Below are 20,061 nucleotides of genomic sequence, written 5' to 3'. Positions count from 1 at the left end.
TCTCGCAACCGGCACTCACCCGGCGGGGTCAGTGGCCGGCTTCCACCTTGATCTCGCTGATGCGGGCCATGATGCTGACCTTCAAGGTCGAGGGGGCCTTCTCGGAGCAGCTGCGCTTGACCACGGAGCGGATGATGCACTCCAGGTCATACTCGTGGGAGCAGTCCGTGCATTCACCCAGGTGGTTCTTGACCTCCTCGAGGTCCTGATGGGTCAGCGCACCGTCGAGGTACTCGTAGAGCCGCTGGATGCGGGTATCCTCACAGTCGCCGATCTTCTGGCAGTCCTCGCTCATCTGCCCGCCTCCTTGTCCGTCTCGTGGTTCGTCGTTGTGGTAGTACTCTTCTGGTTCTTCGCGCCCTGGCGGCCCTTCTTGCCGGCCTGGTCGACCTTGATACCGCGGTCCCGCGCGTAGTCCGTCAGCAGGCCGCGCAGCAGCTTGCGACCGCGGTGCAGCCGGCTCATGACCGTGCCGATGGGGATGTCGAGGATCCCGGCGATCTCCTTGTAGGCAAAGCCCTCCACGTCCGCGAAGTACACGGCCAGGCGGAACTCCTCCGGGATGGCCTGCAGGGCATCCTTGACGTCCGAATCGGGCAGGTGGTCCAACGCCTCGGTCTCGGCGGACCGCAGTCCGGTGGACGTGTGCTCGGCGGCCTGAGCCATCTGCCAGTCCTCTACCGTGTCCGTGGCCGCCTGCTGAGGCTGGCGCTGACGCTTGCGGTACAAGTTGATGTACGTGTTCGTCAGGATCCGGTACAGCCATGCCTTGAGGTTGGTCCCCGGCTTGTACTGATGGAAGGACGAGTACGCCTTGGTGAAGGCCTCCTGGACCAGGTCCTCGGCGTCCTGCGGGTTGCGCGTCATGCGCATGGCCGCCGAATACAACTGGTCCACGTACTCCAGAGCGTCCCGCTCGAAGCGCACTCGCCGGGCGCCATCCGACTCCGAGGCGAGGTCCACGTCCGGGTTGTCGTGCGCCGCGGGGACCGAGGCGGTGTCTTTGGTATCCATTGCCTGCCAGTCTACGGCCCGGTCCACCAGGAGGGGCCGTTCGGCAAGTAACACTGCGGCTGGGGCCATGGAGACCATCCTTCCCGGACGACTGGACTGTGCTCGACTGGTGACGAGTAGCTGGAGAGCAGGTGGATCTTGGCGAGTACAGCAACCCAACCAGCAGGGATATTCCGCGGCCGGTAATCTTGGCTGGGTGAGCACCTTTCCCGCGCCCCTCGATCCCTGGCCCGCACCCCGAGCCTCCAGCCCCGTCTCCGGCACCGTGCGCGTGCCCGGTTCCAAGTCGCTCACCAACCGGTATCTGGTGCTGGCCGCCCTGGCCGATGGGCCCAGCCGTCTGCGTGGTGTGCTGGACAGCCGTGACTCCCGGCTCATGGTCCAGGCCCTCGTCGCCCTCGGGGCCACCATCACGGAGGTCGCGCCCGGCACGGTGGAGGTCACGCCTCTGCCCACCCCTGTCCCCACCACCGGGCCCGACGCCGGCCCGGGTGGCCCGGGTGGCCCGCTCGGCGACGTCACCATCGATTGCGGCCTGGCCGGCACCGTCATGCGGTTCGTCCCACCGGTGGCCGCGCTCGTGTCCGGGACCGTCCGGTTCACCGGTGACGAAGCCGCCCTGTCCCGGCCCATGGGTCCGGTACTGGACGGGCTGGCCGGACTCGGCGTCCGGATGGACGGCCCCGGGCTCGATGCCGGCACCCTGCCCTTCACCGTGCACGGCACCGGCGGAGTGGATGGCGGCCGGGTCGAGGTGGATGCCTCCGGTTCGAGCCAGTTCGTCTCCGCCCTGTTGCTGGCCGCACCCCGCTTCCGCGACGGTCTGCACCTGGTGCACACCGGGGCCACGGTGCCGAGCCCCGAGCACGTCGGCATGACCGTGGCGGTGCTGCGGCGCTGCGGTGTCCAGGTGGACGACTCCGTGCCCGGCGAGTGGAGGGTCTCCCCCGGGCCCATCCGCGCCCTGGACACGGCGGTGGAACCAGACCTGTCCAACGCCGGGCCCTTCCTGGCGGCGGCCGTGGCCACGGCCGGCACGGTGTCCGTTCCCGACTGGCCCGCCCAGACCACCCAGATCGGTGACCGCTGGCGCAGCATCCTGCCCGCCTTCGGCGCCCGAGTGGATTTCTCCCCCACCGGCCCGGACGGTGCCACCGGCACGCTCACCGTGACCGGCGGACCCCGCATCACCGCCCCGGGCGAGATCGCGGATACCGGCGAGCTGGCCCCCACCGTGGCGGCCCTCTGCCTGCTGGCCGAGGGTCCGGGGCAGCTGACCCGCATCGGCCAGTTGCGCGGCCATGAGACGGACCGCCTGACGGCGCTGGCGACCGAGGCCGGGCGCATTGGCGGTGCGGTCGAGGAGGGCCGGGACCACCTGGTGTTCACCGGACTCCCCGCCGGGGCCGCACCGCTGCACGGGGCCACGCTGGAGACCTATGAGGATCACCGGATGGCGACCTTCGCCGCCGTCGTGGGCCTGGCAGTGCCGGACGTCGCCATCCGCAACATCGCCACCACGGCGAAGACGATGCCGGACTTCCCGGAGATGTGGACCCGGCTGGTGGGGGGATGAGCCGCCCCGGCCGCGACTTCGACCCCCGTCGGTGGGACGAGTCCGATGTCCGTGCCCGCCCGTCCAAGAGGGGCTCCCGTCCCCGCACCAAGGACCGCCCGACGCACGGGGAGGCCTTGGTCGGGCGGGTCGTCACGGTGGACCGGGGGCGGTACACGGTGAATATCAGCGATGAGGACGGCACCCGGGACATCACCGCCATGCGTGCCAAGGAACTGCGCCGCAACCCTGTAGTCACGGGTGATCTCGTGGGTGTTGTCGGAGACCTCTCCGGCCGCGAGGGGAGCCTCGCGCGGATCGTGAGGATCGAGGACCGGTCCACGGTCCTGCGCCGTTCCGCCGACGATTCGGACGCCTACGAGCGCGTGGTGGTGGCCAATGTGGACATCCTGGTGATCATGGTGGCCGCCGCCAATCCGGAACCACGCACCGGGTTCATCGACCGGGCCCTGGTGGCCGCCTATGACGCTGGCATCGAGCCGATCCTGTGCATCACCAAGACCGATCTGCGGGATCCCGCCGACCTGCTCTCCCACTACCGCCACCTCGATCTCGAGGTCCTCACCTCGGGCGCCGCAGAGCCGGCGCAGGCGGGCGCCGCAGAGCCGGCGCAGACGGACGGGCCGGACGGGCCGGACGGTGACGCAGACCTGGACGCCGGCCTGCTCGCCTCCCTCAGGACCCGGCTGGAAGGCCACATCTCCGTGCTCGTGGGACCGTCCGGCGTCGGGAAGTCAACCCTGCTCAACGCCCTGACCGGGACCCGGCGCGCCACCGGGCATGTCAACGCCGTCACGGGCCGTGGCCGTCATACCTCCTCCTCGACGCTGGCGATCCCGCTGCCGGACTCGGCCAACGTGGGCAGCTCGGGCGGATCCTGGCTGGTGGACACCCCTGGCATCCGTTCCTTCGGGCTGGGACTGGTGGACCGGGACCGCGTGGTGGAGGCTTTCGAGGATCTGGCACCGGCGCTGGCCGACTGCCCGCGCGGCTGCCTGCACGCCGCCGGGGAGCCCGGGTGCGCCCTGGACGCCTGGGTGGCCGCGGGGCACGCGGGGGCGGCAGGCTCCGAACGGCTGGCGTCCTTGCGGCGCCTCCTCGACGGGCGTTCCGATGCGGCCGCCGGGGAACGGTAGCGTGGCCTCCATGACCGATGCGCCCAAGAACTACACCGATGATCTTCGACTGGCCCACATCATGGCCGACTCGGTGGACTCCCAGACCATGTCCCGCTTCAAGGCGCAGGACCTGACGGTCGATACGAAGCCGGACCTGACCCCGGTGACCGATGCGGACCGGGGTGCCGAGGAACTCATCCGGGGCAACCTCGCCCGTGCCCGTCCCCGCGACGCAGTCCTGGGCGAGGAGTTCGGCGAGCACGGCCACGGGCCGCGGCGCTGGGTCGTGGACCCCATCGACGGCACCAAGAACTTCGTGCGCGGTGTCCCCGTCTGGGCCACGCTCATCGCCCTGATCGACGACGGCGTGCCCGTGGTCGGAGTGGTCTCCGCCCCGGCCCTGAATCGCCGCTGGTGGGCTGCCAAGGGCACCGGCGCCTACACCGGCAAGTCCATCGCCTCGGCCACCCGCATCCACGTCTCCAACGTCTCCAGGATCGAGGACGCCTCCCTGTCCTACTCGTCCCTGGAGGGCTGGCGCGAACGGGGCAACATCCGAGAGTTCCTCGAGCTGACCTCGACCGTGTGGCGGACCCGCGCCTACGGCGATTTCTGGTCCTACATGATGGTGGCCGAGGGCGCCGTGGACATCGCCTGCGAACCCGAGCTCGAGCTCTACGACATGGCCGCGCTGGTGCCGATCGTCACGGAGGCCGGCGGACGCTTCACCTCGCTCGAGGGCGAGGACGGTCCTTTCGGCGGCAATGCGCTGGCCACCAACGGGTTGCTGCACCCGGACGCCCTCGAGTCCCTCAATCCCGAGCTGATCGGCCAGCAGCAGGCCTGATGGAACGGCCACGCCACCCCGGGTGGGCCGTCGTCGGCGCCGTGGCGGCCGGCGGGGCCATCGGAACGCTGCTGCGATGGCTGCTGGTGGCGCCGGTCCCGGAATCGGGCTCGCCGGTGGCCGGATGGATCACCCTGGGATTGGTGAACCTGTCCGGGTCCTTCCTGCTGGGGCTGGTGGCCGGCATCAGCTCGCGGCGGACCCTGCCGCGGTGGCTCGTGGCCGGTCTCGGCGTCGGCATGCTGGGTGCCTACACCTCGCTGTCCGCCGTGGTACTGGCCGCCTCCGTGGCCCCGGCCTTTGGCGTCACGGAGTTCATCCAGACCGGGTCCCCCAGCGGGTTCACGCTCGTAGCGGGCCTGGCCGGCACCCTCCTGGCCTTGGCCGCCGGAGCGACGCTGGGGACCGCCTGCGCCGCCGCCGGATTGCGCCTCGGCGGCTGGTCGTCCGATCTGGCCCCGGACACCTCGGGTTCTTCCGGAGGGCACCGGCGATGACAGCGGGGATGGCAGCGGGGATGGCAGCCGGAATGGCAGTGGGGAGGGCCGCGTGATGACATTATTGATGCTGCTGGCCCTCGCTGTGGCGGGGGCCATCGGCGCAGTCCTGAGGCTGCTCGCGGATCACTACCTCCAGCCGAGCGGGATCCTCGTGGCCAATTCGATCGGCTCCTTCGTGGCCGGGCTGACGACCACGGGAGTCTCCGGACCTGCCCAGGCGATCTGGGTGGTCGGCCTGGCCGGAGCCCTCACCACCTTCTCCACCGTCTCCGTGTCCACCGCGCTGGATGCCCTGTCCGGGAGGTTCGCCGCCGCCCTCGGGTCCTGGTCCGCGCACCTGGCCCTGGCCATGCTAGCCGTGGGACTGGGGCTCGCCCTGGGTGGCGCGTTCCGGTAGCTGGAGGACTGCCGGCCGCCCACAACCCGGCCACCGGGGATGACGTCACGCCCTGGAGGCCTACCGGCCAGCGGCGCGGCGACCCGAGGGGGCGGCGGACTCGTGGATCTGCTCCACTGCCCGGCCCACCCGGTCTCGATAGACGACGGTCAGTGCCACGGACACGAGGATCAGCGCGAGGTAGACGGCGGCGATCAGCGGCTGGCCGACGGCAAAGAGCACCACGGCGCCCAGGATGAACAGCACGTGAGCGGCCACGGCGTGCCAGGGCCACGGTGGCCGGGCCGGAGCCTTGGGCGAGAGCAGCAGTCCCCATCCGGCGGCCACCACGATCACGGCCACGACGGCCGCCCAGGGGCTGGAGAACACCGTCAGCGCCCAGAACCCTGCCGCACCCAGGAGTCCGAGTTCGAGCAGGAAGAGAAGGACGGCGTGGAGGGCGGGACCGGCGGTGTCTGGCATGATTGCCCATTCTAGGGGAAAGCCGGATATGACAAAGGCCCTGGGACACCGATGAACGGTGTCCCAGGGCCTTTGCCGTGGGATGGTGGAGATGGCGGGAATTGAACCCGCGTCCGATGCAGTGTTGCCAGGTCTTCTCCGGGCGCAGTTTGCTGTGGGTGTTACTCGGCCCTGGCTGTCCCGCAAACAGGCAGCCAACCCGGGCCCAGCCGGATTAAGGTCTCCACCACGACCCCCGGCGAGGGTGGTGGACATTGGCTATCTAATCGACGCCAGGTCCTGGGGCGATAGCATCCTCAGGTTGACGGACTCGTTCACTGATCAGGCAGCGAGAGCGAAGTCAGTGCGCTTAGATTCGGCACTTGTTGGTTTGCAGAGAGCGTTTCCGAGATAACTCTGCATCCTCGGCCCGCTTCCCCTGTCGCGACTCACATCGTCGAAACCGATCATCCCCATGTTCTGTTTTCAATCAACCGGTTCCCTGCGGGGCTTCACTGATTCCTCGCCTGGTCCGGACTATCTAGTGTAACGCATTCAAGGCGGGAGGTATTCCGGCCGGTCTCCTGATATCAGGCTGCTCGGCGGTTGCGGATTCTCATGGCGCGCTGTGCCTCACGGTTGTCCTGCTTCTCGCGCAGTGCATGGCGCTTGTCATAGTCCTTCTTGCCCTGGGCGATGGCGATCTCCACCTTGACCCGCCCGTCCCGGAAGTACAGCTGGAGTGGGACGATCGTGTGCCCGGACTCCTGGATCTGGCGGGAGATCTTGGTCAACTCCTGGCGGTGCAGCAGCAGCTTGCGCCGCCGGCGTGCAGAGTGGTTGGTCCAGGATCCGTTGAGGTATTCCGGGATGTAGACCTGCTCGAGGTAGAGCTCGTCCCCGTAGAAGACGGCAAATCCGTCCACCAGGGACGCGTTGCCCTCACGCAAGGACTTGACCTCGGTCCCCATCAGGGAGATCCCGGCCTCGTAAGTGTCCAGGATGAGGTAGTTGTGCCGGGCCTTGCGGTTGGTCGCGATGATCTGCCGGCCGTCCGGGGTGGACGACTTGCCGGACTTGCCGGCGGACTTCTTGGCCATAGCCGGTCCCCTCCTTTCCGACGGGTCGGATGCTCAATACACAGACTCACCAGTGTACCGCCGCCGTCAAGGGGCGGCACTGGGCCAGCCTCAGAGCAGACCGGCGGGGTTGACGGCCTGACCGTCCAGGATCGTCTCGAAGTGCAGGTGGCAACCGGTGGAGTTGCCGGTGGTGCCGGTGTAGCCGATGATCTCGCCGCGCTTGACGTTCTGCCCCGGGGACACGATGTACCGGGTCATGTGGTGGTACTTGGTGGCCAGGGCACGCCCGTTGACCACGCCGTGGGAGATGACCACGCGCTTGCCCGAGGTCCACACCGCCCAGTCCGCGTTCCAGACCTCGCCGTCCGCGGAGGCCCGGATCGGCAGGCCGCAGCCACCGCCGAAGTCCATGCCGGTGTGCACATAACCCCCGGCGCCCCCGTAGTCGAACGTGCCGGACGGCGTCGGGCGCCAGCCGAATCCCGACGTGATGTACGTGTTCAGCGGCCACTGCAGGCCCCAACTGCTCGAGGTGCTGGCGGCTTCCTCAGCCTCGCTCGCCCGGTCTTCCGCCGCGCTGGCCTCGCGTTCGGCCTGATCGGCCGAGGCCTGCGCGGCCGCCCGGTTCGCCGCCGAGGCCTGCCGAGCCTTGCGGGCCGCCTCCTCGGCCTCGCGGCGCTTGCGTTCGGCCTCGGCCACGGCCGCACGGTGCTGTTCCTGCAGGTCGCTGGCCTTGCCGGCCTGGGCCGTCAACGCCCGTTGGCGCTCGGCAATCTGTTCGTTGACCTGGTCCTGCGCCGCGCGGTTCGCGTCGATCTGCGCCTGGATCTGAGGGCGCTGCGCCTTGAGCTCGTCGGTCAGCTCCGACGTGGTGGAGACCATCTGGTCGAGTTCACGCTTGGCGGCGGCGGCCTCGTCACGAGCCTGCTCCTCGCGCTGGAGCGCTTCCTCGGCCTGGGCCCGCAGGTCCCGGATCTCCGTCTCGACGGCGGCCAGGCGCACCTCGGCGTTGACGTCCGTGGACTTGCTCTGGGACACGGTGGAGATACGGCTGTTCTGGATTCGCATGGCCTGGTTCGCCAGTCCCATGGCGTCCGGCAGCGAGGAGTCACTCATGCCCAGGATGAAGGCGAGGTCCGAGGAGACTCCACCCTGCTTGTAGGCCTGGTTGGCGATCTGCCCGATCTCGGCGGAGGCCGCGTCCAGTTCCTGCTCACTCGCGGCGATCTCGGCGAGGATCTCGGAGCGGCTCGATTCGGCCTGCCGCACCCGTTCGTTCAGGGACTGGACCTCCGCCGCGGCGGCCGAGACCTGGCCTTCGGCCGCGGTCAACGCATCCTGGGCGCCGGGCAACTGGTCCTGGAGCGAGTTCAGTTCCCGGATCTTGTCGGCGATGTCGGCGTCCAGGCCCTCGAGGGACGCATCGAGGTCACCCTGACGCTCCTTCAGATCCGACTGCTCCCCACCCAGGTTGCCGATCTCCTCATCGAGCTCGGACTGCTGGCGCTCGGCCTGTTCGATCTGGCGCTGCAGATCGTCGATCGAGTCCTGCGCCGTGGCGGTGCCGCCCATGGACAAGGTCAGAAAGGTGACCAGGCCGGCACCGACGATGGCGCGGGAGAGTCGGCGTCGCTTCACGGGGTTCCTCCGTCGGGGAATGCGGACTGGGATGGTCGGGGCGCGGGTTAGCCGACCCGCGGATGAATCAAGATAAATCAAGGTGAATTGCGGTGAATCAAGGTCTGCAGCATCTCAACTCAGACAACATTAGGTCACAAGTGTCACACGTGTCCCATGATCATCACACCTTAAGGTAACGCCTCAGGGTGAGGATCGACGACAGCGCGGCCAGCAGGACCGCCACAAGCAGCAGCAGCGGCACGAGGATCAGGGCGTCCGCGCCCGCGATGAAGCCGGTTCCCGGATACTGGCTGGTGAGCCAGTCCCCGATGAAGAACTCCGCCACGGCCCACGTGGTGACGCTCGCCAGGACGGCGCCCGCGAGGGCGGCGATCACCCCCTCCAGCAGGAACGGCAGTTGGATCATGGTCTTCGAGGCGCCGACCAGACGCATGATTCCGGTCTCCCGCCGACGGGAGAACGCGGAGAGTCGGATGGTGGTCGCGATCAGCAACACCGCGCAGACCAGCATCACCACCGCCACGGAGACCGCGATGACGGACGCCATGTTCATCAGGGAGAAGATCTGCTCCAGCAGCTCGCGCTGGTCAGACACGATCTCCACGCCGGGCATGGAGGAGAACAGTTCGTTGACGACCTCATACTGCTCGGGATCCACCAGGGCCACCCGGAAGGACTCCGGCAACTGGTCTGCCGTGACGGTGCCCGCCATGGCGGAGTTCTTGAACTGCTCCTGGAAGATCTCCAGGGCCTGGTCCTGCGACTCGTAGTCGAAGCTCTTGACGTAAGGAGCGGCCGTGGGCGACTCCAGCAGGTCCTGGACGGCCTGGCGTTGGCTGTCCGTGACGGGACCGGACGCGCAGGAGGTGGTGGTGGAGGTGTCAGTGCAGAGGAAGATGGCCACCTCGACCCGGTCATACCAGTACCCCTTCATCTGGTTGATCTGCTGCTGCAGCAGGCCCGCCGCCCCCACGAAGGTCAGCGAGATGAAGGTCACGAGCACGACCGAGATGACCATGGACAGGTTGCGGCGGATGCCGGAGAACGTCTCCCCGAGGACGAAGGCAAACCTCATGCCTGCACCTCCGTCCGGTAGCCGCCGCCGGACTCGTCGCGGACGATCCCGCCGGCGTGCAGTTCCACCACGCGGCGGCGCATCTGGTTCACGATGTCGTCATCATGGGTGGCCATGATCACGGTGGTGCCGTTCTGGTTGATCTTGTCCAGCACGGCCATGATGCCCAGGGACGTCTCCGGGTCGAGGTTGCCGGTCGGCTCGTCGGCCAGCAGGATCTCCGGCCGATTGACGATGGCGCGGGCGATGGCCACGCGCTGCTGCTCGCCGCCGGACAGCTCGTGCGGCATCCGCTTCTCCTTGCCCTCCAGGCCCACGGTCTCGAGGACCTCGGGAACCGTCTGGCGGATCTGAGCCCGGCCCTTGCCGAGCACCTGCATGGCGAAGGCCACGTTGGCATAGACGGTCTTATTGGGCAGCAGGCGGAAGTCCTGGAAGACCACGCCGATCCCCCGGCGCAGCTTCGGCACGCGCCACGAGGGCAGCCGTGCCACGTTCCGGCCGACCACATAGACCGTCCCGCTGCTGGCGCGTTCCTCACGCAGCATCAGGCGGATGAAGGTGGACTTCCCGGAACCGGAGGCACCCACGAGGAAGACGAACTCACCCCGCTCGAACTCCACCGTCACGTCGTGCAATGCCGGACGGGAACGGCGGTCGTAGACCTTGGAGACCTGCTCGAACCGGATCATGTTCCACACTTGCCCCCGGACGCGATCATCCCGCGGCACCAGGGGCTGGGTTGGGGAAGTCTCGGTGCCGGCCTTCCCCACGGTAGTCACGAAGCGATAACAGCGGTGGGACGCTGGGCGGTGAGTCGGTGCGGAGCTCGGGGCCCGACCACCGCAAAAGGTGGTCGGGCCCCGGGGTGCCCGCCGGCCGGCGTCGGGCCGTGATGGGGGGCGTCAGAACAGGGTGGCGCCGGTGGCCTCGCGGACCTCGTCCTCACTGAGCCCGGGAGCGGTCTCGACCAGCACCAGGCGCGGGGCGCTGGGATCCGTGGACTTGTCCACATCGATCACGGCCTTGTCCGTGATGATCCGGTCCACGACGCCCTGGCCCGTCAGCGGCAGGTCACACTCCGTGAGGATCTTCGGGGCCCCGTCCCGGGCGTTGTGGTCCATCAGCACGATCACCCGGCCGGCACCGTGGACCAGGTCCATGGCCCCGCCCATGCCCTTGACCATCTTGCCCGGCACCATCCAGTTGGCCAGATCCCCGTTCTGGGCCACTTGCATGCCGCCGAGCACCGCGACGTCGATCTTGCCGCCCCGGATCATCCCGAACGAAGAAGCCGAATCGAAGAACGAGGCCCCCGGGCGGACCGTCACCGTCTCCTTGCCCGCATTGATCAGGTCCGGATCCACGTCCGCCTCGAGCGGGTACGGACCGACCCCGAGGATCCCGTTCTCGGACTGCAGCACCACCGTGCGCTCGGCCGGGATGTGGTTCGGGATCAACGTCGGCATCCCGATCCCCAGGTTCACATAGGCACCGTCCGGCAACTCCTGCGCAGCCCGGGCCGCCATCTCATCTCGGCTCCAACTCATCGGTTCTCCTCCTCGCTGTCCGATCCGGCGGCGCGGACGGTTCGCTTCTCGATCGGCTTCTCGATGTCAGGCCCGACCTCCACCACGCGGTGCACGTAGACCCCCGGCAGGTGGACCTGGTCCGGATCGATCTCCCCGGGTTCGACCAGCTTCTCCACCTGGGCGATGCACACGGTCGCGGACATCGCCGCCGGCGGCGCGAACTGGCGGGTGGACTTGTTGAAGACCAGGTTGCCGTGGCGATCACCGACCGCCGCGTGGACCAGCGCGAAGTCAGTCACGATGGACTCCTCCAGCACATAGTCCTTCTCCCCCGTCTGGCCCAGGGAAAAGGCACGCACGTCCTTCGGCGCGGAGGCCTTCGCCACCGTGCCATCCGTGTTGTACCGCATCGGCAGGCCCCCATCGGCCACCTGGGTCCCGACGCCGGAACGCGTGTAGAACGCGGGGATGCCGGCTCCCCCGGCCCTCAGCTTCTCCGCCAGGGTGCCCTGCGGCACCAGCTCGACCTCCAGCTCACCCTCGAGATACTGGCGGGCGAACTCCTTGTTCTCCCCCACATAGGACGAGGTCATCTTGGCGATCTGCCCGGAGGCCAGCAGCAGCCCGAGCCCCCAGCCGTCCACGCCGCAGTTGTTGGACACGATGGACAACTCCTTCGCACCCTGGTCCCGCAACGCCTCGATCAACTGGACCGGGTTGCCCGACAACCCGAAACCACCCACCGCCAATGACGACCCGTCACCGATATCCGCCACCGCCTCCGCCGCGGTACCCACCGTCTTGTCCACACTCATGGCCTGTCCTTCCGTTCTTCTGGTCTGTTGGTCTGCTTCTCTGACTGAGGTCTCAGCTGGCGGTCCAGCCACCGTCCATCGCATACGAGGCGCCGGTGGCCATGCCGGAGGCGTCCGAGGCCAGCCACAGCACGAGCGAGGCGACTTCCTCCGGCTCCACGAGGCGCTTGATGGCGGATTCGGTCAGCATGATCTTCTCCACGACCTCGTCCTCGGAGATCCCATGGGTCTTGGCCTGGTCGGCGATCTGCTTCTCCACCAGCGGGGTGCGCACATAGGACGGGTTGATGCAGTTCGACGTCACCCCGTGCCCCGCGCCCTCCAGGGCGGTCACCTTGGACAGGCCCTCCAGACCGTGCTTGGCGGAGACGTACGCGCTCTTGAAGGCCGAGGCACGCATCCCATGGGCGGAGGAGAGGTTGATGATCCGGCCGAAGCCCCGTTCGTACATGCCCGGCAGGGCGGCCCGGGTGAGCAGGAACGGCGACTCCAGCATGAGCCGGTGGATGAACCTCCAGGCTTGGGGGTCGAACTCGTGGATCGGGGCGATCCGCTGGATCCCGGCATTGTTGACGAGGATGTCCGTGTCCAGCCGGAGGTCGTCCAGGGCCTCGGTGTCAGCGAGGTCGGCCACCCAAGCCGTGCCGCCGACCTCGGCTGCGAGCGCCTCGGCGGCCTCCGCATTCAGATCGGCCACGGTCACCATGGCCCCTGCCGCAGCCAGGCCACGCACGCAGGCCGCCCCGATCCCGGAGGCTCCTCCCGTCACCACCGCGGTACGTCCGGCGAGGATGCCGTCCCGGAAGATCTCGGTGGTCTGCTGATGCTCGGTCCCTGGTTCGGGCCCTGGTTCGGTCACGAGGCGTACCTGCTTTCTGGGTCGGGGGTGAGGTCGGCGGTGAGGTGGTGGGATGGTTCTCAGAGGCTCAGAAGCAGGGCCTCGCCCTGGCCGCCGCCACCGCACAAACTGACGGCGGCCCGACCGCCGTCGCGCCGGGACAACTCCAGGGCCGCGGTCAGGGCCAGCCGGGCCCCGGAGGCGCCGATGGGGTGACCCAGGGCAATGGCACCGCCGTGGAGGTTGGTCTGTTCCAGGGGGTACTCCAGGTCCTTCAGGGATTGGACCGCCACGGCGCCGAAGGCCTCGTTGATCTCGATGAAGTCCAGCTCCCCCACAGACCAGCCGGCCTTGTCCAGCGCGGCCTGGATGGCGTTGGAGGGCTGGGAGTGCAGGGAGGAGTCCTTCGGTCCGGCCACCTGACCGGGTGTCCCGATGGTGGCCAGCACCGTCAAGCCCTGGGCCTCCGCGTAGGCCCGCGAGGTGACCACCAGTGCTGCGGCGCCGTCGGAAAGCGGTGAGGAGTTGCCGGCGGTGATGCCACCGTCCTGAGCGAATGCCGGGCGCAACGCGGCCAGGGAGTCCACGGTGGTGTCCTGGCGCACGCCCTCGTCCTGAGAGAGGACCACCGGCTCGCCCTTGCGCTGCGGGATCTCGATGGGCGCGATCTCCATGTCGAAGGTGCCATCGGTCTGAGCGGCGGCGGCCCGCCGGTGGGAGGCGGCGGCGACCTCGTCCTGGGCGGTGCGGTCGATCTGCCGCTCCGTGTTGCCGGACTCGGTGAGCTCCCCCATCGCCTCCTTGCTGAGCGCATCCGTCAGGCCGTCGTAGGCAACCGAGTCGAGCACCGTCGTCGGACCGTACTTGTAGCCCTTCCGGGCTCCCACCAGCAGGTGGGGGGCGTTGGTCATGGATTCCTGGCCGCCGGCCACCACCACCTCGGCCTCCCCCAGGCGGATGAGCCGCGCGGCATCGATGATGGCGGTGAGGCCGGACAGGCACACCTTGTTGATGGTCGTGGCCGGCACACTCCAGTCGAGTCCGGCGGCGAGGGCCGATTGGCGGGCCGGGTTTTGCCCCTGACCCGCCTGGACGACCTGGCCCATGATGACGGAGTCCACGTCAGCGCCGTCCACGCCGGCACGCTGCAGGGCGTGCTTGATGGCGTGGGCGCCGAGGTCCACAGCAGTCAGAGAGGCCTGCTGTGACAGCAGCCGGGTGAACGGGGTCCGGGCCCCGCCGACGATCACGGCGTCGTGTGCAGCAGAGGCAGCAGAGGCAGCAGAGGCAGCAGAAGAAGTAGAGGAAGCAGAAGGTGTGGTGGTCATGGGTTTCTCCTGTGAGTGAGGCGGGAGGTGTCTTGGCGTGGAGTGGCTTGGGGTGGTGTGGCTTGTGGCGTGTGGCGTGTGGCGTGGATGACATCCAGCCTAGATCGGCCGGGCCGTGGGCGTCAGAAGGCCCCGACCACCGAGACCAGGGCGGTGAGTACGGCGACCGTGATGACCGGCATGACCAGGGTGACCATGAAAATGTCCTTGTAGGACTGGCGGTGGGTCATGCCACAGACGATCAGCAGGGTGACTACGGCCCCGGAGTGGGGCAGGGTGTCCAGGCCGCCGGCGGCCATGGCGGTCAGACGGTGCATGGCCTCCAGGCTCACCCCCTGGTCCAGGGCCAGCGTCTTGAGGTCGTCGCCGAAGGCGTTCAGGGCGATGGTCATGCCGCCCGAGGAGGAGCCCGTGATGGCGGCGGTGACCGAGGTGGAGAACACCGAGGTGACCAGCGCGTTGCCGCCCATGTTGAACACGGAGTCCCGGACCACGGCGAAGGCCGCCACGGAGGCGATGACGGCACCGTAGCCGACTTCCGAGGCCGTGGAGAAGATCGGCAGCATGGAGCCCTTGGCCCCGTCCACGAAGGCCTTGCGCAGGTCTCCGAACCGGCGGATGTTGAAGGCCACGATGACCAGGATGGCCACGCTCAGGGCGATGATGACGGCCCAGATACCGGCGCGGGAGCTCAACTCGATGGCGCCGAACTTCTCCTCCTGCAAGTAGTCCCAGTTCAGGGCTGGGAAGACCAGCAGGGTGCAGCCAAAGTTGACGAGGATGACGGCCAACAGCGGAATGAAGGCCTCGACCCCGTTGCGCGGTGTCATGACGGCGCCGGAGGTGCCGGTCTCGGCCTCCTTGACCTGGGCGCCGGAGCCGGAGCCGGGACCGTTCCCGGAAGCGGTCGCGGTCGCGGTCGCGGAGTCAGCTTCGGAACCGGCCAGCGCTGCACCGGGTCCGTCCCCGCGGCGGGGACTGGCGCCACCGCGGACACCAGGACCGCGGCCTACCCCGGCATCGTTGAAGTGCTCACCATTGGCCATAAGCCGGCGGCGCCGGAACTCGAGCCACGCCAGCCCGAGCCCGAGGATCATCGCGGTTCCCACGAGGCCGATCCCCGGGGCCGCGAAACCGTCGGTGCCGAAGAACTGTCCCGGGATCAGGTTCTGGACCTGAGGGGAGCCCGGCAGTGCCGTCATGGTGAACGTGAAGATGCCCAGGGCGATGGTTCCCGGGATCAGCCGCTTCGGGATGTCCGCCACGCGGAACAGTTCGCGGGCCAGGGGAAACATCACGAACGCCACCACGAAGAGGCTGATGCCGCCGTAGGTCATCAGGGCGGAGGTGACGACGGTGGCCGCCAGGGCGTTGCGGGCGCCGATCCAGCGGGCCACCGTGCGGGCAATGGACTCCGCATAGCCGGTGACCGTCATCAGCACGCCGAATATGGCGCCGAGCAGGAACAGCGGGAAGTACTGGCCCACGAACCCGGCGAGGGCCGGCATGAAGATCTCCGTGTAGGAGGCGAGAATCGGCGCGCCGGAGAACACCAGGGCCACGACGGCCGCGATGGGCGCCGCGATGATGACGGGCATGCCCCGGTACGCCAGCGTGATCAGCAGGGCGAGGGACAGGATGATGCCGATGATCCCGAAGATCATGCCGTTCTCCTTGGTGGGTGAGGTATCACGGCGCTGAAGGGCCGCACCTATCCACCATGCCCCTGCGAAGTGATTCAGGCCACGTCGAGACCCACAAGAGGTGGGCGCTGGATTCGTAGGTGCCTACAACACGCGCATTTCGGCGAGATGGCGAGATACTGCGGTGAGATCAGGCTCAGCCCTGGTCGGCGGCGATGGCCCACGCGACCTCGATGAGCGTGTTGAGGTCTCCCAGGTCGGCTCCCGTGATCTCGCGATAGCGCCTGAGGCGGTACCGCAGGGTGTTGACGTGGATCGGGATGGACTCGGCCGCCGCCGGAATGTTCATCCGGTGCTCCAGGTAGGCGCGCAAGGCCTCGACGATCAGCTCGCCGAATGTTCCCTCCTGCCGCAACGGTTCCAGGTAGATCCCGTCGAGCAGGACGGTGGTCTCCGGACTGGCGAAGACGCCCATGTGCCAGGAGAGTCGGTCCACGTCGACGACCCCGCTCGCTCCCACCCGCTGGGCGGACGCCAGCACCCGGGTGGCCACGTCGAAGGACCGAGGCAGCTCCCCCAGGACCACCGGGGCACCGAGGGCGATGGTCGCCCCCGCGGGCGACCGGCCGGCGTCGGGCTCACCGATGAGAATCCCGATGGCACCCGTGCCCTGCGGCACGACGACGGCCGTGGCCCCGGAGCCCTCGGCCCAGCCCTCGAGGGCGGGGGTCGCGGCGCCGTCCGCACACAGGGCCCGGACCGGGCAGTCACGGGGTACACCGAAGACGGAGGCACCGGCGAACAGCGCGGTTCGGTCCAGGCTCCCCGCCAGGGCGGCGCCGAGCCAGTGGGCACGGCGGGCCGAATCGGCCACGGCCTGGGCGATGGTGCGGTCGCGATACGAGACCACGGCGCGGGTGGTGAAGGCATCCCCCAGGGACCAGAGCAGAGTGGAGAAGGACAGGGCCTTCTCCACCGGCACCCCGTAGCGCGGGGCTGCGGCCAGCAGGTGGCGCAGGATGATGGACATGCAGGCACGGAATCCGGCCAGCACACTGGCGATCTCGACGCCCTGGGCCATCCGTTCCTCGGTCAGCGTCTCCGCCTCGTCGATCCCCTCGGGCTCGGGGGCCAGACCGTCGAGGATGGTGCGGATGCTCAGCGCGCGATTGCGGCGGGCAGAGGCTTCCAGGGACTCGGCGGGGACATCCTCATAACCGGGGATCGTGGCCCGGAGGGTCTCAACCGTCTCGACCAGGATGGCATCGTCGGCCGCGAGCGATTCGACGAGGGCCCGCACGGGATCCACTCGAACTCGTACCTCCGTCATCAGATCCCCTCAAGACGTCCTTCCCTGCCTCCGGGTGACAGGGCTGGGTGGCTTCACTCTACGGCGGCGGCCAATCGGTCCAGGGACGCCATCAGGGCGGCTTCCGTGGTTGCCAGAGCCCGGCGGAAACGAGTCTCATCGGTCAGCCGGGTCCAGTCATAGGTGTGCCGGACCAGGGTGCCGCCGTCCGGTGCCGGTTTCAGCTCCCAGCGCCACCGGTGACCCCGGGGCTCCTGCCCCACCGGGGCGGGCAGCCAGGCGAATCGCCGGCCCTCCTCGAACTCCACCACATGGTTCTCCCGGACAGCGCCGTCCTTCGTCAGGACCATGGTGAACACGTCCCCGACGGCGGTGATGCGCTGACCTTCCTCGGCCTTCGCCAGGTTGTCATTGCCGTCCCAGTCCGGCTGGCGGGCCGGGTCCGCGATCAGCTCAAAGATGGCCCCGCGTCAGCGTCGATGCGCCGTTCGGCGGTGACGACGCGTTCAGCGACGGGCGGCAGCCCGGGTAACTCGGCCATAGGCTCAGAGTCCCTTCCCCGTAGGCGAGACGAGGATCTTCACTGCGGTCTCGTTGTGGTTGATGAGCGTGTCGAATCCCTCATCGATGAGGTTGTCCAGGCCGATCTTGCCGGTGATGAACGGTTTGACGTCCACGGTGCCGTCCTCGATCAGCTTGATGGTGGCCGGATGGTCCCAGGCGTACCCGATGGTGCCGCGGAGGTCGATCTCCTTGAGCACGAGCTGGTGGAGGGGGACCTTCGGCTCGTGGCCCCAGATCGACTCGTTGACGATCACGCCCCCGGGGCGCACGGCCTCCAGGAGCATCGCCAGCACCACGTCCACGCTGGTGGCCTCGAAGCCGACGTCCGCCCCGCGTCCGCCCGTCAACTCCTTGACCTTCGCGGCCACGTCCACCTCTCGGGGGTCGAAGGCGTCATCCACGACGCCGGCGTCCAGCACCCGCTGCCGGCGCAGCTCGGAGAGCTCGGAGACGTAGACGGTGAGGCCCTCGCCCTTGAGGACGGCGGCGGTCAGCGCCCCGATGGGGCCGGCACCGCCGATGATGGCCACGTCACCGGCCTGGGCCCCGGACCGGACGAAGGCGTGGTGAGCCACGGCCAGGGGCTCGATCAGGGCGGCTTCGTCCAGGTTGACGTGGTCGGCCACCGGATGCACCCAGCGCCGCCGCACCGCGATCTGTTCGGCCAGGCCCCCGCCGTGACCGCCCAGGCCGATGAAGTTCATGTCTGGGGAGAGCTGGTAGTCCTGGCCGTTCTCGTGCTCCTCGCGGATCACGTAGGGCTCGACCACCACCTTCTGGCCGATCTCCAGATCGTCCACACCCTCGCCCAGCGCGGCCACGGTGCCGGACATCTCGTGGCCAATGGTCAGCGGGGCCGATTCCCCGGAGATGGGATGCGGATGCCCAGCCGGCGGGATGAAGATCGGACCGTCCAGGTATTCGTGCAGGTCGGTGCCGCAGATCCCGCACCAGGCCACGTCGATGAGCACCTGCCCGGGACCGGCGGTCGGGTTGTCGATGTCCTCGATGCGGATGTCTTTGGCGTCGTAGTACCGTGCTGCGCGCATGGTGCTGGCCTCCTGCTGCGAGTCGTGACGGGAGAGCCCGGGACGGGCCCACGGCCCGGATCGGGCCTCGTGGTCACTGTAGGCAGGGTGTTCCGGCGCGGACAAGGGCCCGTTCGGAGGATGGACCGGGTGGTCAGTCCTCGCTGTGGCGGGCGCCGGCGCGCCAGCGGATTCCGGCGTCGATGAAGCCGTCGATCGCACCGTCGAACACCGAGGAGGGGTTGCCCTCCTCGTGGTTGGTGCGCAGGTCCTTGACCATCTGGTACGGATTCAGCACGTAGGAGCGCATCTGGTCGCCCCAGGACGCTTTGACGTCCCCGGCCATCTCCTTCTTCTTCGCGTCCTGTTCGGCCTTGCGCACCAGCAGCAGCCGGGACTGCATGACGCGCAGGGCGGCGGCACGGTTCTGGATCTGGGACTTCTCGTTCTGCATGGAGACGACGATCCCGGTGGGGATGTGCGTCATGCGCACGGCGGAGTCGGTGGTGTTCACCGACTGGCCACCGGGGCCGGAGGAACGGTAGACGTCGATCTTCAGCTCACCCTCAGGGATCTCGACCGAGTCGTCCGATTCGATGAGTGGGATGACCTCCACGGCGGCGAAGGACGTCTGCCGGCGGCCCTGGTTGTCGAAGGGGCTGATGCGCACGAGGCGGTGGGTACCGGCCTCCACGGACAGCGTGCCGAAGGCATAGGGGGCCTTGACCTCGAAGGTCGCGGACTTCAACCCGGCCTCTTCGGCGTAGGCGGTGTCCATGACCTTGGTGGTCCAGCCGCGCTGCTCGGCCCAGCGCAGGTACATGCGCATCAGAATCTCAGCGAAATCGGCGGCGTCCACGCCACCGGCGCCGGCGCGGATGGTGATGACCGCGTCACGCTCGTCGTACTCGCCGGACAGCAGGGTGACGATCTCCAGGTCGGACATCGTCTTGCGCAGGGCCTCGAGCTCCTGGGCGACGTCCTCGCGGGCGGAATCGTCGTCCTCTTCGGCCGCGAGCTCCACCATGACCTCCATGTCATCGATGCGCTGTTCCAGCTTGGCGACGCGCTCGAGCTCGGTCTGACGGTGGGACAGCTTGGAGGTGACCTTCTGCGCCGCCTCCGGATCGTCCCAGAGGTCCGGAGCGGAGGCCTCCGCCTCCAGCCGGGTGATGTCCGCCTTGATCTGTTCCATGTCCGACACCTGTTCGATGTTGGACAGCGTGGAGCGCAGTTGCGCGATTTCAGCGGTGTAGTCAGTCTCAGCCATGGTGGGGTCCAGCCTACAGCGCAGCGGGACCGGCGTTGTTCCC

At 68.4% G+C, this 20,061-nt stretch carries 21 protein-coding genes and 1 other RNA gene; 5 read left to right on the top strand and 17 right to left on the bottom strand.

Annotation, left to right across the window (positions count from 1 at the left end):
• Positions 1–28: 28 nt before the first annotated feature.
• Complete coding sequence (gene rsrA / locus C8E99_RS02050) at positions 29–295, bottom strand: mycothiol system anti-sigma-R factor (RefSeq protein ID WP_115930901.1); 267 nt, start codon at positions 293–295, stop codon at positions 29–31.
• Positions 292–1,092 (bottom strand): sigma-70 family RNA polymerase sigma factor, encoded by an 801-nt coding sequence (locus C8E99_RS02045; protein ID WP_425452839.1) that lies wholly within the window; start codon positions 1,090–1,092, stop codon positions 292–294. The genes rsrA and C8E99_RS02045 overlap by 4 nt, the downstream gene beginning before the upstream one ends.
• 118 nt (positions 1,093–1,210) lie before the next feature.
• On the opposite strand from C8E99_RS02045, the gene aroA reads away from it, so the two are divergent.
• From aroA to C8E99_RS02020, 5 genes are read left to right on the top strand one after another with little or no spacing between them, the layout of a single operon-like run.
• Positions 1,211–2,590 carry a 3-phosphoshikimate 1-carboxyvinyltransferase gene (gene aroA / locus C8E99_RS02040; protein ID WP_245952026.1) on the top strand — a complete coding sequence of 460 codons (1,380 nt, stop codon included), beginning with the start codon at positions 1,211–1,213 and terminating at the stop codon, positions 2,588–2,590.
• Entirely contained in the window at positions 2,587–3,726 is a 1,140-nt protein-coding gene (rsgA, locus tag C8E99_RS02035) for a ribosome small subunit-dependent GTPase A (protein ID WP_115930899.1), read from the top strand. Before aroA ends, rsgA begins: the two co-directional genes overlap by 4 nt.
• Positions 3,727–3,736: 10 nt before the next feature.
• Entirely contained in the window at positions 3,737–4,555 is an 819-nt protein-coding gene (hisN, locus tag C8E99_RS02030) for a histidinol-phosphatase (RefSeq protein ID WP_115933143.1), read from the top strand.
• Positions 4,555–5,052: a FluC/FEX family fluoride channel gene (locus C8E99_RS02025; protein WP_115930898.1), complete on the top strand. Its 498-nt coding sequence runs from the start codon at positions 4,555–4,557 to the stop codon at positions 5,050–5,052. The genes hisN and C8E99_RS02025 overlap by 1 nt, the downstream gene beginning before the upstream one ends.
• Before the next feature lie 55 nt (positions 5,053–5,107).
• Entirely contained in the window at positions 5,108–5,452 is a 345-nt protein-coding gene (locus C8E99_RS02020; protein WP_115930897.1) for a fluoride efflux transporter FluC, read from the top strand.
• Positions 5,453–5,512: 60 nt separating this feature from the next.
• Here the strand turns inward: C8E99_RS02020 and C8E99_RS02015 are convergent, their stop codons facing one another.
• The 15 genes from C8E99_RS02015 to prfB form a co-directional block, all read right to left on the bottom strand.
• Entirely contained in the window at positions 5,513–5,914 is a 402-nt protein-coding gene (locus C8E99_RS02015; RefSeq protein WP_115930896.1) for a DUF2568 domain-containing protein, read from the bottom strand.
• An 83-nt stretch (positions 5,915–5,997) separates the two neighbouring features.
• Positions 5,998–6,368: a transfer-messenger RNA gene (gene ssrA / locus C8E99_RS02010) on the bottom strand.
• A 115-nt stretch (positions 6,369–6,483) separates the two neighbouring features.
• Positions 6,484–6,993 (bottom strand): SsrA-binding protein SmpB, encoded by a 510-nt coding sequence (smpB, locus tag C8E99_RS02005; RefSeq protein WP_115930895.1) that lies wholly within the window; start codon positions 6,991–6,993, stop codon positions 6,484–6,486.
• Between the two features lie 90 nt (positions 6,994–7,083).
• Positions 7,084–8,613, bottom strand: coding sequence for a M23 family metallopeptidase (locus C8E99_RS16315; protein ID WP_115930894.1), 1,530 nt, complete (start codon positions 8,611–8,613; stop codon positions 7,084–7,086).
• A 163-nt stretch (positions 8,614–8,776) separates the two neighbouring features.
• Entirely contained in the window at positions 8,777–9,691 is a 915-nt protein-coding gene (gene ftsX / locus C8E99_RS01995) for a permease-like cell division protein FtsX (RefSeq protein WP_115930893.1), read from the bottom strand.
• Positions 9,688–10,383, bottom strand: coding sequence for a cell division ATP-binding protein FtsE (gene ftsE, locus C8E99_RS01990; protein ID WP_115933142.1), 696 nt, complete (start codon positions 10,381–10,383; stop codon positions 9,688–9,690). Before ftsE ends, ftsX begins: the two co-directional genes overlap by 4 nt.
• 213 nt (positions 10,384–10,596) lie before the next feature.
• Complete coding sequence (locus C8E99_RS01985; protein WP_211308970.1) at positions 10,597–11,241, bottom strand: CoA transferase subunit B; 645 nt, start codon at positions 11,239–11,241, stop codon at positions 10,597–10,599.
• Entirely contained in the window at positions 11,238–12,038 is an 801-nt protein-coding gene (locus C8E99_RS01980) for a CoA transferase subunit A (RefSeq protein ID WP_115930891.1), read from the bottom strand. The genes C8E99_RS01985 and C8E99_RS01980 overlap by 4 nt, the downstream gene beginning before the upstream one ends.
• Positions 12,039–12,090: 52 nt before the next feature.
• The gene (locus tag C8E99_RS01975) at positions 12,091–12,846 is read right to left on the bottom strand and encodes a 3-hydroxybutyrate dehydrogenase (protein WP_170144642.1); all 756 of its coding nucleotides are present in this window, start codon (positions 12,844–12,846) and stop codon (positions 12,091–12,093) included.
• Positions 12,847–12,956: 110 nt separating this feature from the next.
• A complete protein-coding gene (locus C8E99_RS01970; RefSeq protein ID WP_115930890.1) occupies positions 12,957–14,204 on the bottom strand; it encodes an acetyl-CoA C-acetyltransferase in 1,248 nt (415 codons plus the stop codon).
• 122 nt (positions 14,205–14,326) lie between these two features.
• Positions 14,327–15,868, bottom strand: coding sequence for a GntP family permease (locus C8E99_RS01965; protein ID WP_115930889.1), 1,542 nt, complete (start codon positions 15,866–15,868; stop codon positions 14,327–14,329).
• Positions 15,869–16,043: 175 nt separating this feature from the next.
• The gene (locus tag C8E99_RS01960; RefSeq protein WP_147301155.1) at positions 16,044–17,177 is read right to left on the bottom strand and encodes a helix-turn-helix domain-containing protein; all 1,134 of its coding nucleotides are present in this window, start codon (positions 17,175–17,177) and stop codon (positions 16,044–16,046) included.
• 53 nt (positions 17,178–17,230) lie between these two features.
• Positions 17,231–17,506, bottom strand: a complete 276-nt coding sequence (locus C8E99_RS16370; RefSeq protein WP_342767550.1) for an SRPBCC family protein — start codon at positions 17,504–17,506, stop codon at positions 17,231–17,233.
• Positions 17,507–17,701: 195 nt separating this feature from the next.
• A complete protein-coding gene (locus C8E99_RS01950; protein ID WP_115933140.1) occupies positions 17,702–18,769 on the bottom strand; it encodes a 2,3-butanediol dehydrogenase in 1,068 nt (355 codons plus the stop codon).
• A gap of 133 nt (positions 18,770–18,902) precedes the next feature.
• Positions 18,903–20,018 carry a peptide chain release factor 2 gene (gene prfB, locus C8E99_RS01945; RefSeq protein WP_115930887.1) on the bottom strand — a complete coding sequence of 372 codons (1,116 nt, stop codon included), beginning with the start codon at positions 20,016–20,018 and terminating at the stop codon, positions 18,903–18,905.
• Between the last annotated feature and the right edge of the window lie 43 nt (positions 20,019–20,061).

This window comes from Citricoccus muralis, assembly GCF_003386075.1.
Classification (GTDB): Bacteria; Actinomycetota; Actinomycetes; order Actinomycetales; family Micrococcaceae; genus Citricoccus; species Citricoccus muralis.
This window is presented reverse-complemented; position numbering and strand designations above follow the sequence as displayed.

Bases quoted from the DNA above. Each gene is read 5' to 3' on its own strand.
- rsrA (WP_115930901.1), bottom strand. From the start codon at position 295: ATGAGCGAGGACTGCCAGAAGATCGGCGACTGTGAGGATACCCGCATC.
- C8E99_RS02045 (WP_425452839.1), bottom strand. From the start codon at position 1,092: ATGGTCTCCATGGCCCCAGCCGCAGTGTTACTTGCCGAACGGCCCCTC.
- rsgA (WP_115930899.1), top strand. From the start codon at position 2,587: ATGAGCCGCCCCGGCCGCGACTTCGACCCCCGTCGGTGGGACGAGTCC.
- hisN (WP_115933143.1), top strand. From the start codon at position 3,737: ATGACCGATGCGCCCAAGAACTACACCGATGATCTTCGACTGGCCCAC.
- C8E99_RS02025 (WP_115930898.1), top strand. From the start codon at position 4,555: ATGGAACGGCCACGCCACCCCGGGTGGGCCGTCGTCGGCGCCGTGGCG.
- C8E99_RS02020 (WP_115930897.1), top strand. From the start codon at position 5,108: ATGACATTATTGATGCTGCTGGCCCTCGCTGTGGCGGGGGCCATCGGC.
- C8E99_RS02015 (WP_115930896.1), bottom strand. From the start codon at position 5,914: ATGCCAGACACCGCCGGTCCCGCCCTCCACGCCGTCCTTCTCTTCCTG.
- smpB (WP_115930895.1), bottom strand. From the start codon at position 6,993: ATGGCCAAGAAGTCCGCCGGCAAGTCCGGCAAGTCGTCCACCCCGGAC.
- ftsX (WP_115930893.1), bottom strand. From the start codon at position 9,691: ATGAGGTTTGCCTTCGTCCTCGGGGAGACGTTCTCCGGCATCCGCCGC.
- ftsE (WP_115933142.1), bottom strand. From the start codon at position 10,383: ATGATCCGGTTCGAGCAGGTCTCCAAGGTCTACGACCGCCGTTCCCGT.
- C8E99_RS01985 (WP_211308970.1), bottom strand. From the start codon at position 11,241: ATGAGTTGGAGCCGAGATGAGATGGCGGCCCGGGCTGCGCAGGAGTTG.
- C8E99_RS01980 (WP_115930891.1), bottom strand. From the start codon at position 12,038: ATGAGTGTGGACAAGACGGTGGGTACCGCGGCGGAGGCGGTGGCGGAT.
- C8E99_RS01970 (WP_115930890.1), bottom strand. From the start codon at position 14,204: ATGACCACCACACCTTCTGCTTCCTCTACTTCTTCTGCTGCCTCTGCT.
- C8E99_RS01965 (WP_115930889.1), bottom strand. From the start codon at position 15,868: ATGATCTTCGGGATCATCGGCATCATCCTGTCCCTCGCCCTGCTGATC.
- C8E99_RS01960 (WP_147301155.1), bottom strand. From the start codon at position 17,177: ATGACGGAGGTACGAGTTCGAGTGGATCCCGTGCGGGCCCTCGTCGAA.
- C8E99_RS16370 (WP_342767550.1), bottom strand. From the start codon at position 17,506: ATGGTCCTGACGAAGGACGGCGCTGTCCGGGAGAACCATGTGGTGGAG.
- C8E99_RS01950 (WP_115933140.1), bottom strand. From the start codon at position 18,769: ATGCGCGCAGCACGGTACTACGACGCCAAAGACATCCGCATCGAGGAC.
- prfB (WP_115930887.1), bottom strand. From the start codon at position 20,018: ATGGCTGAGACTGACTACACCGCTGAAATCGCGCAACTGCGCTCCACG.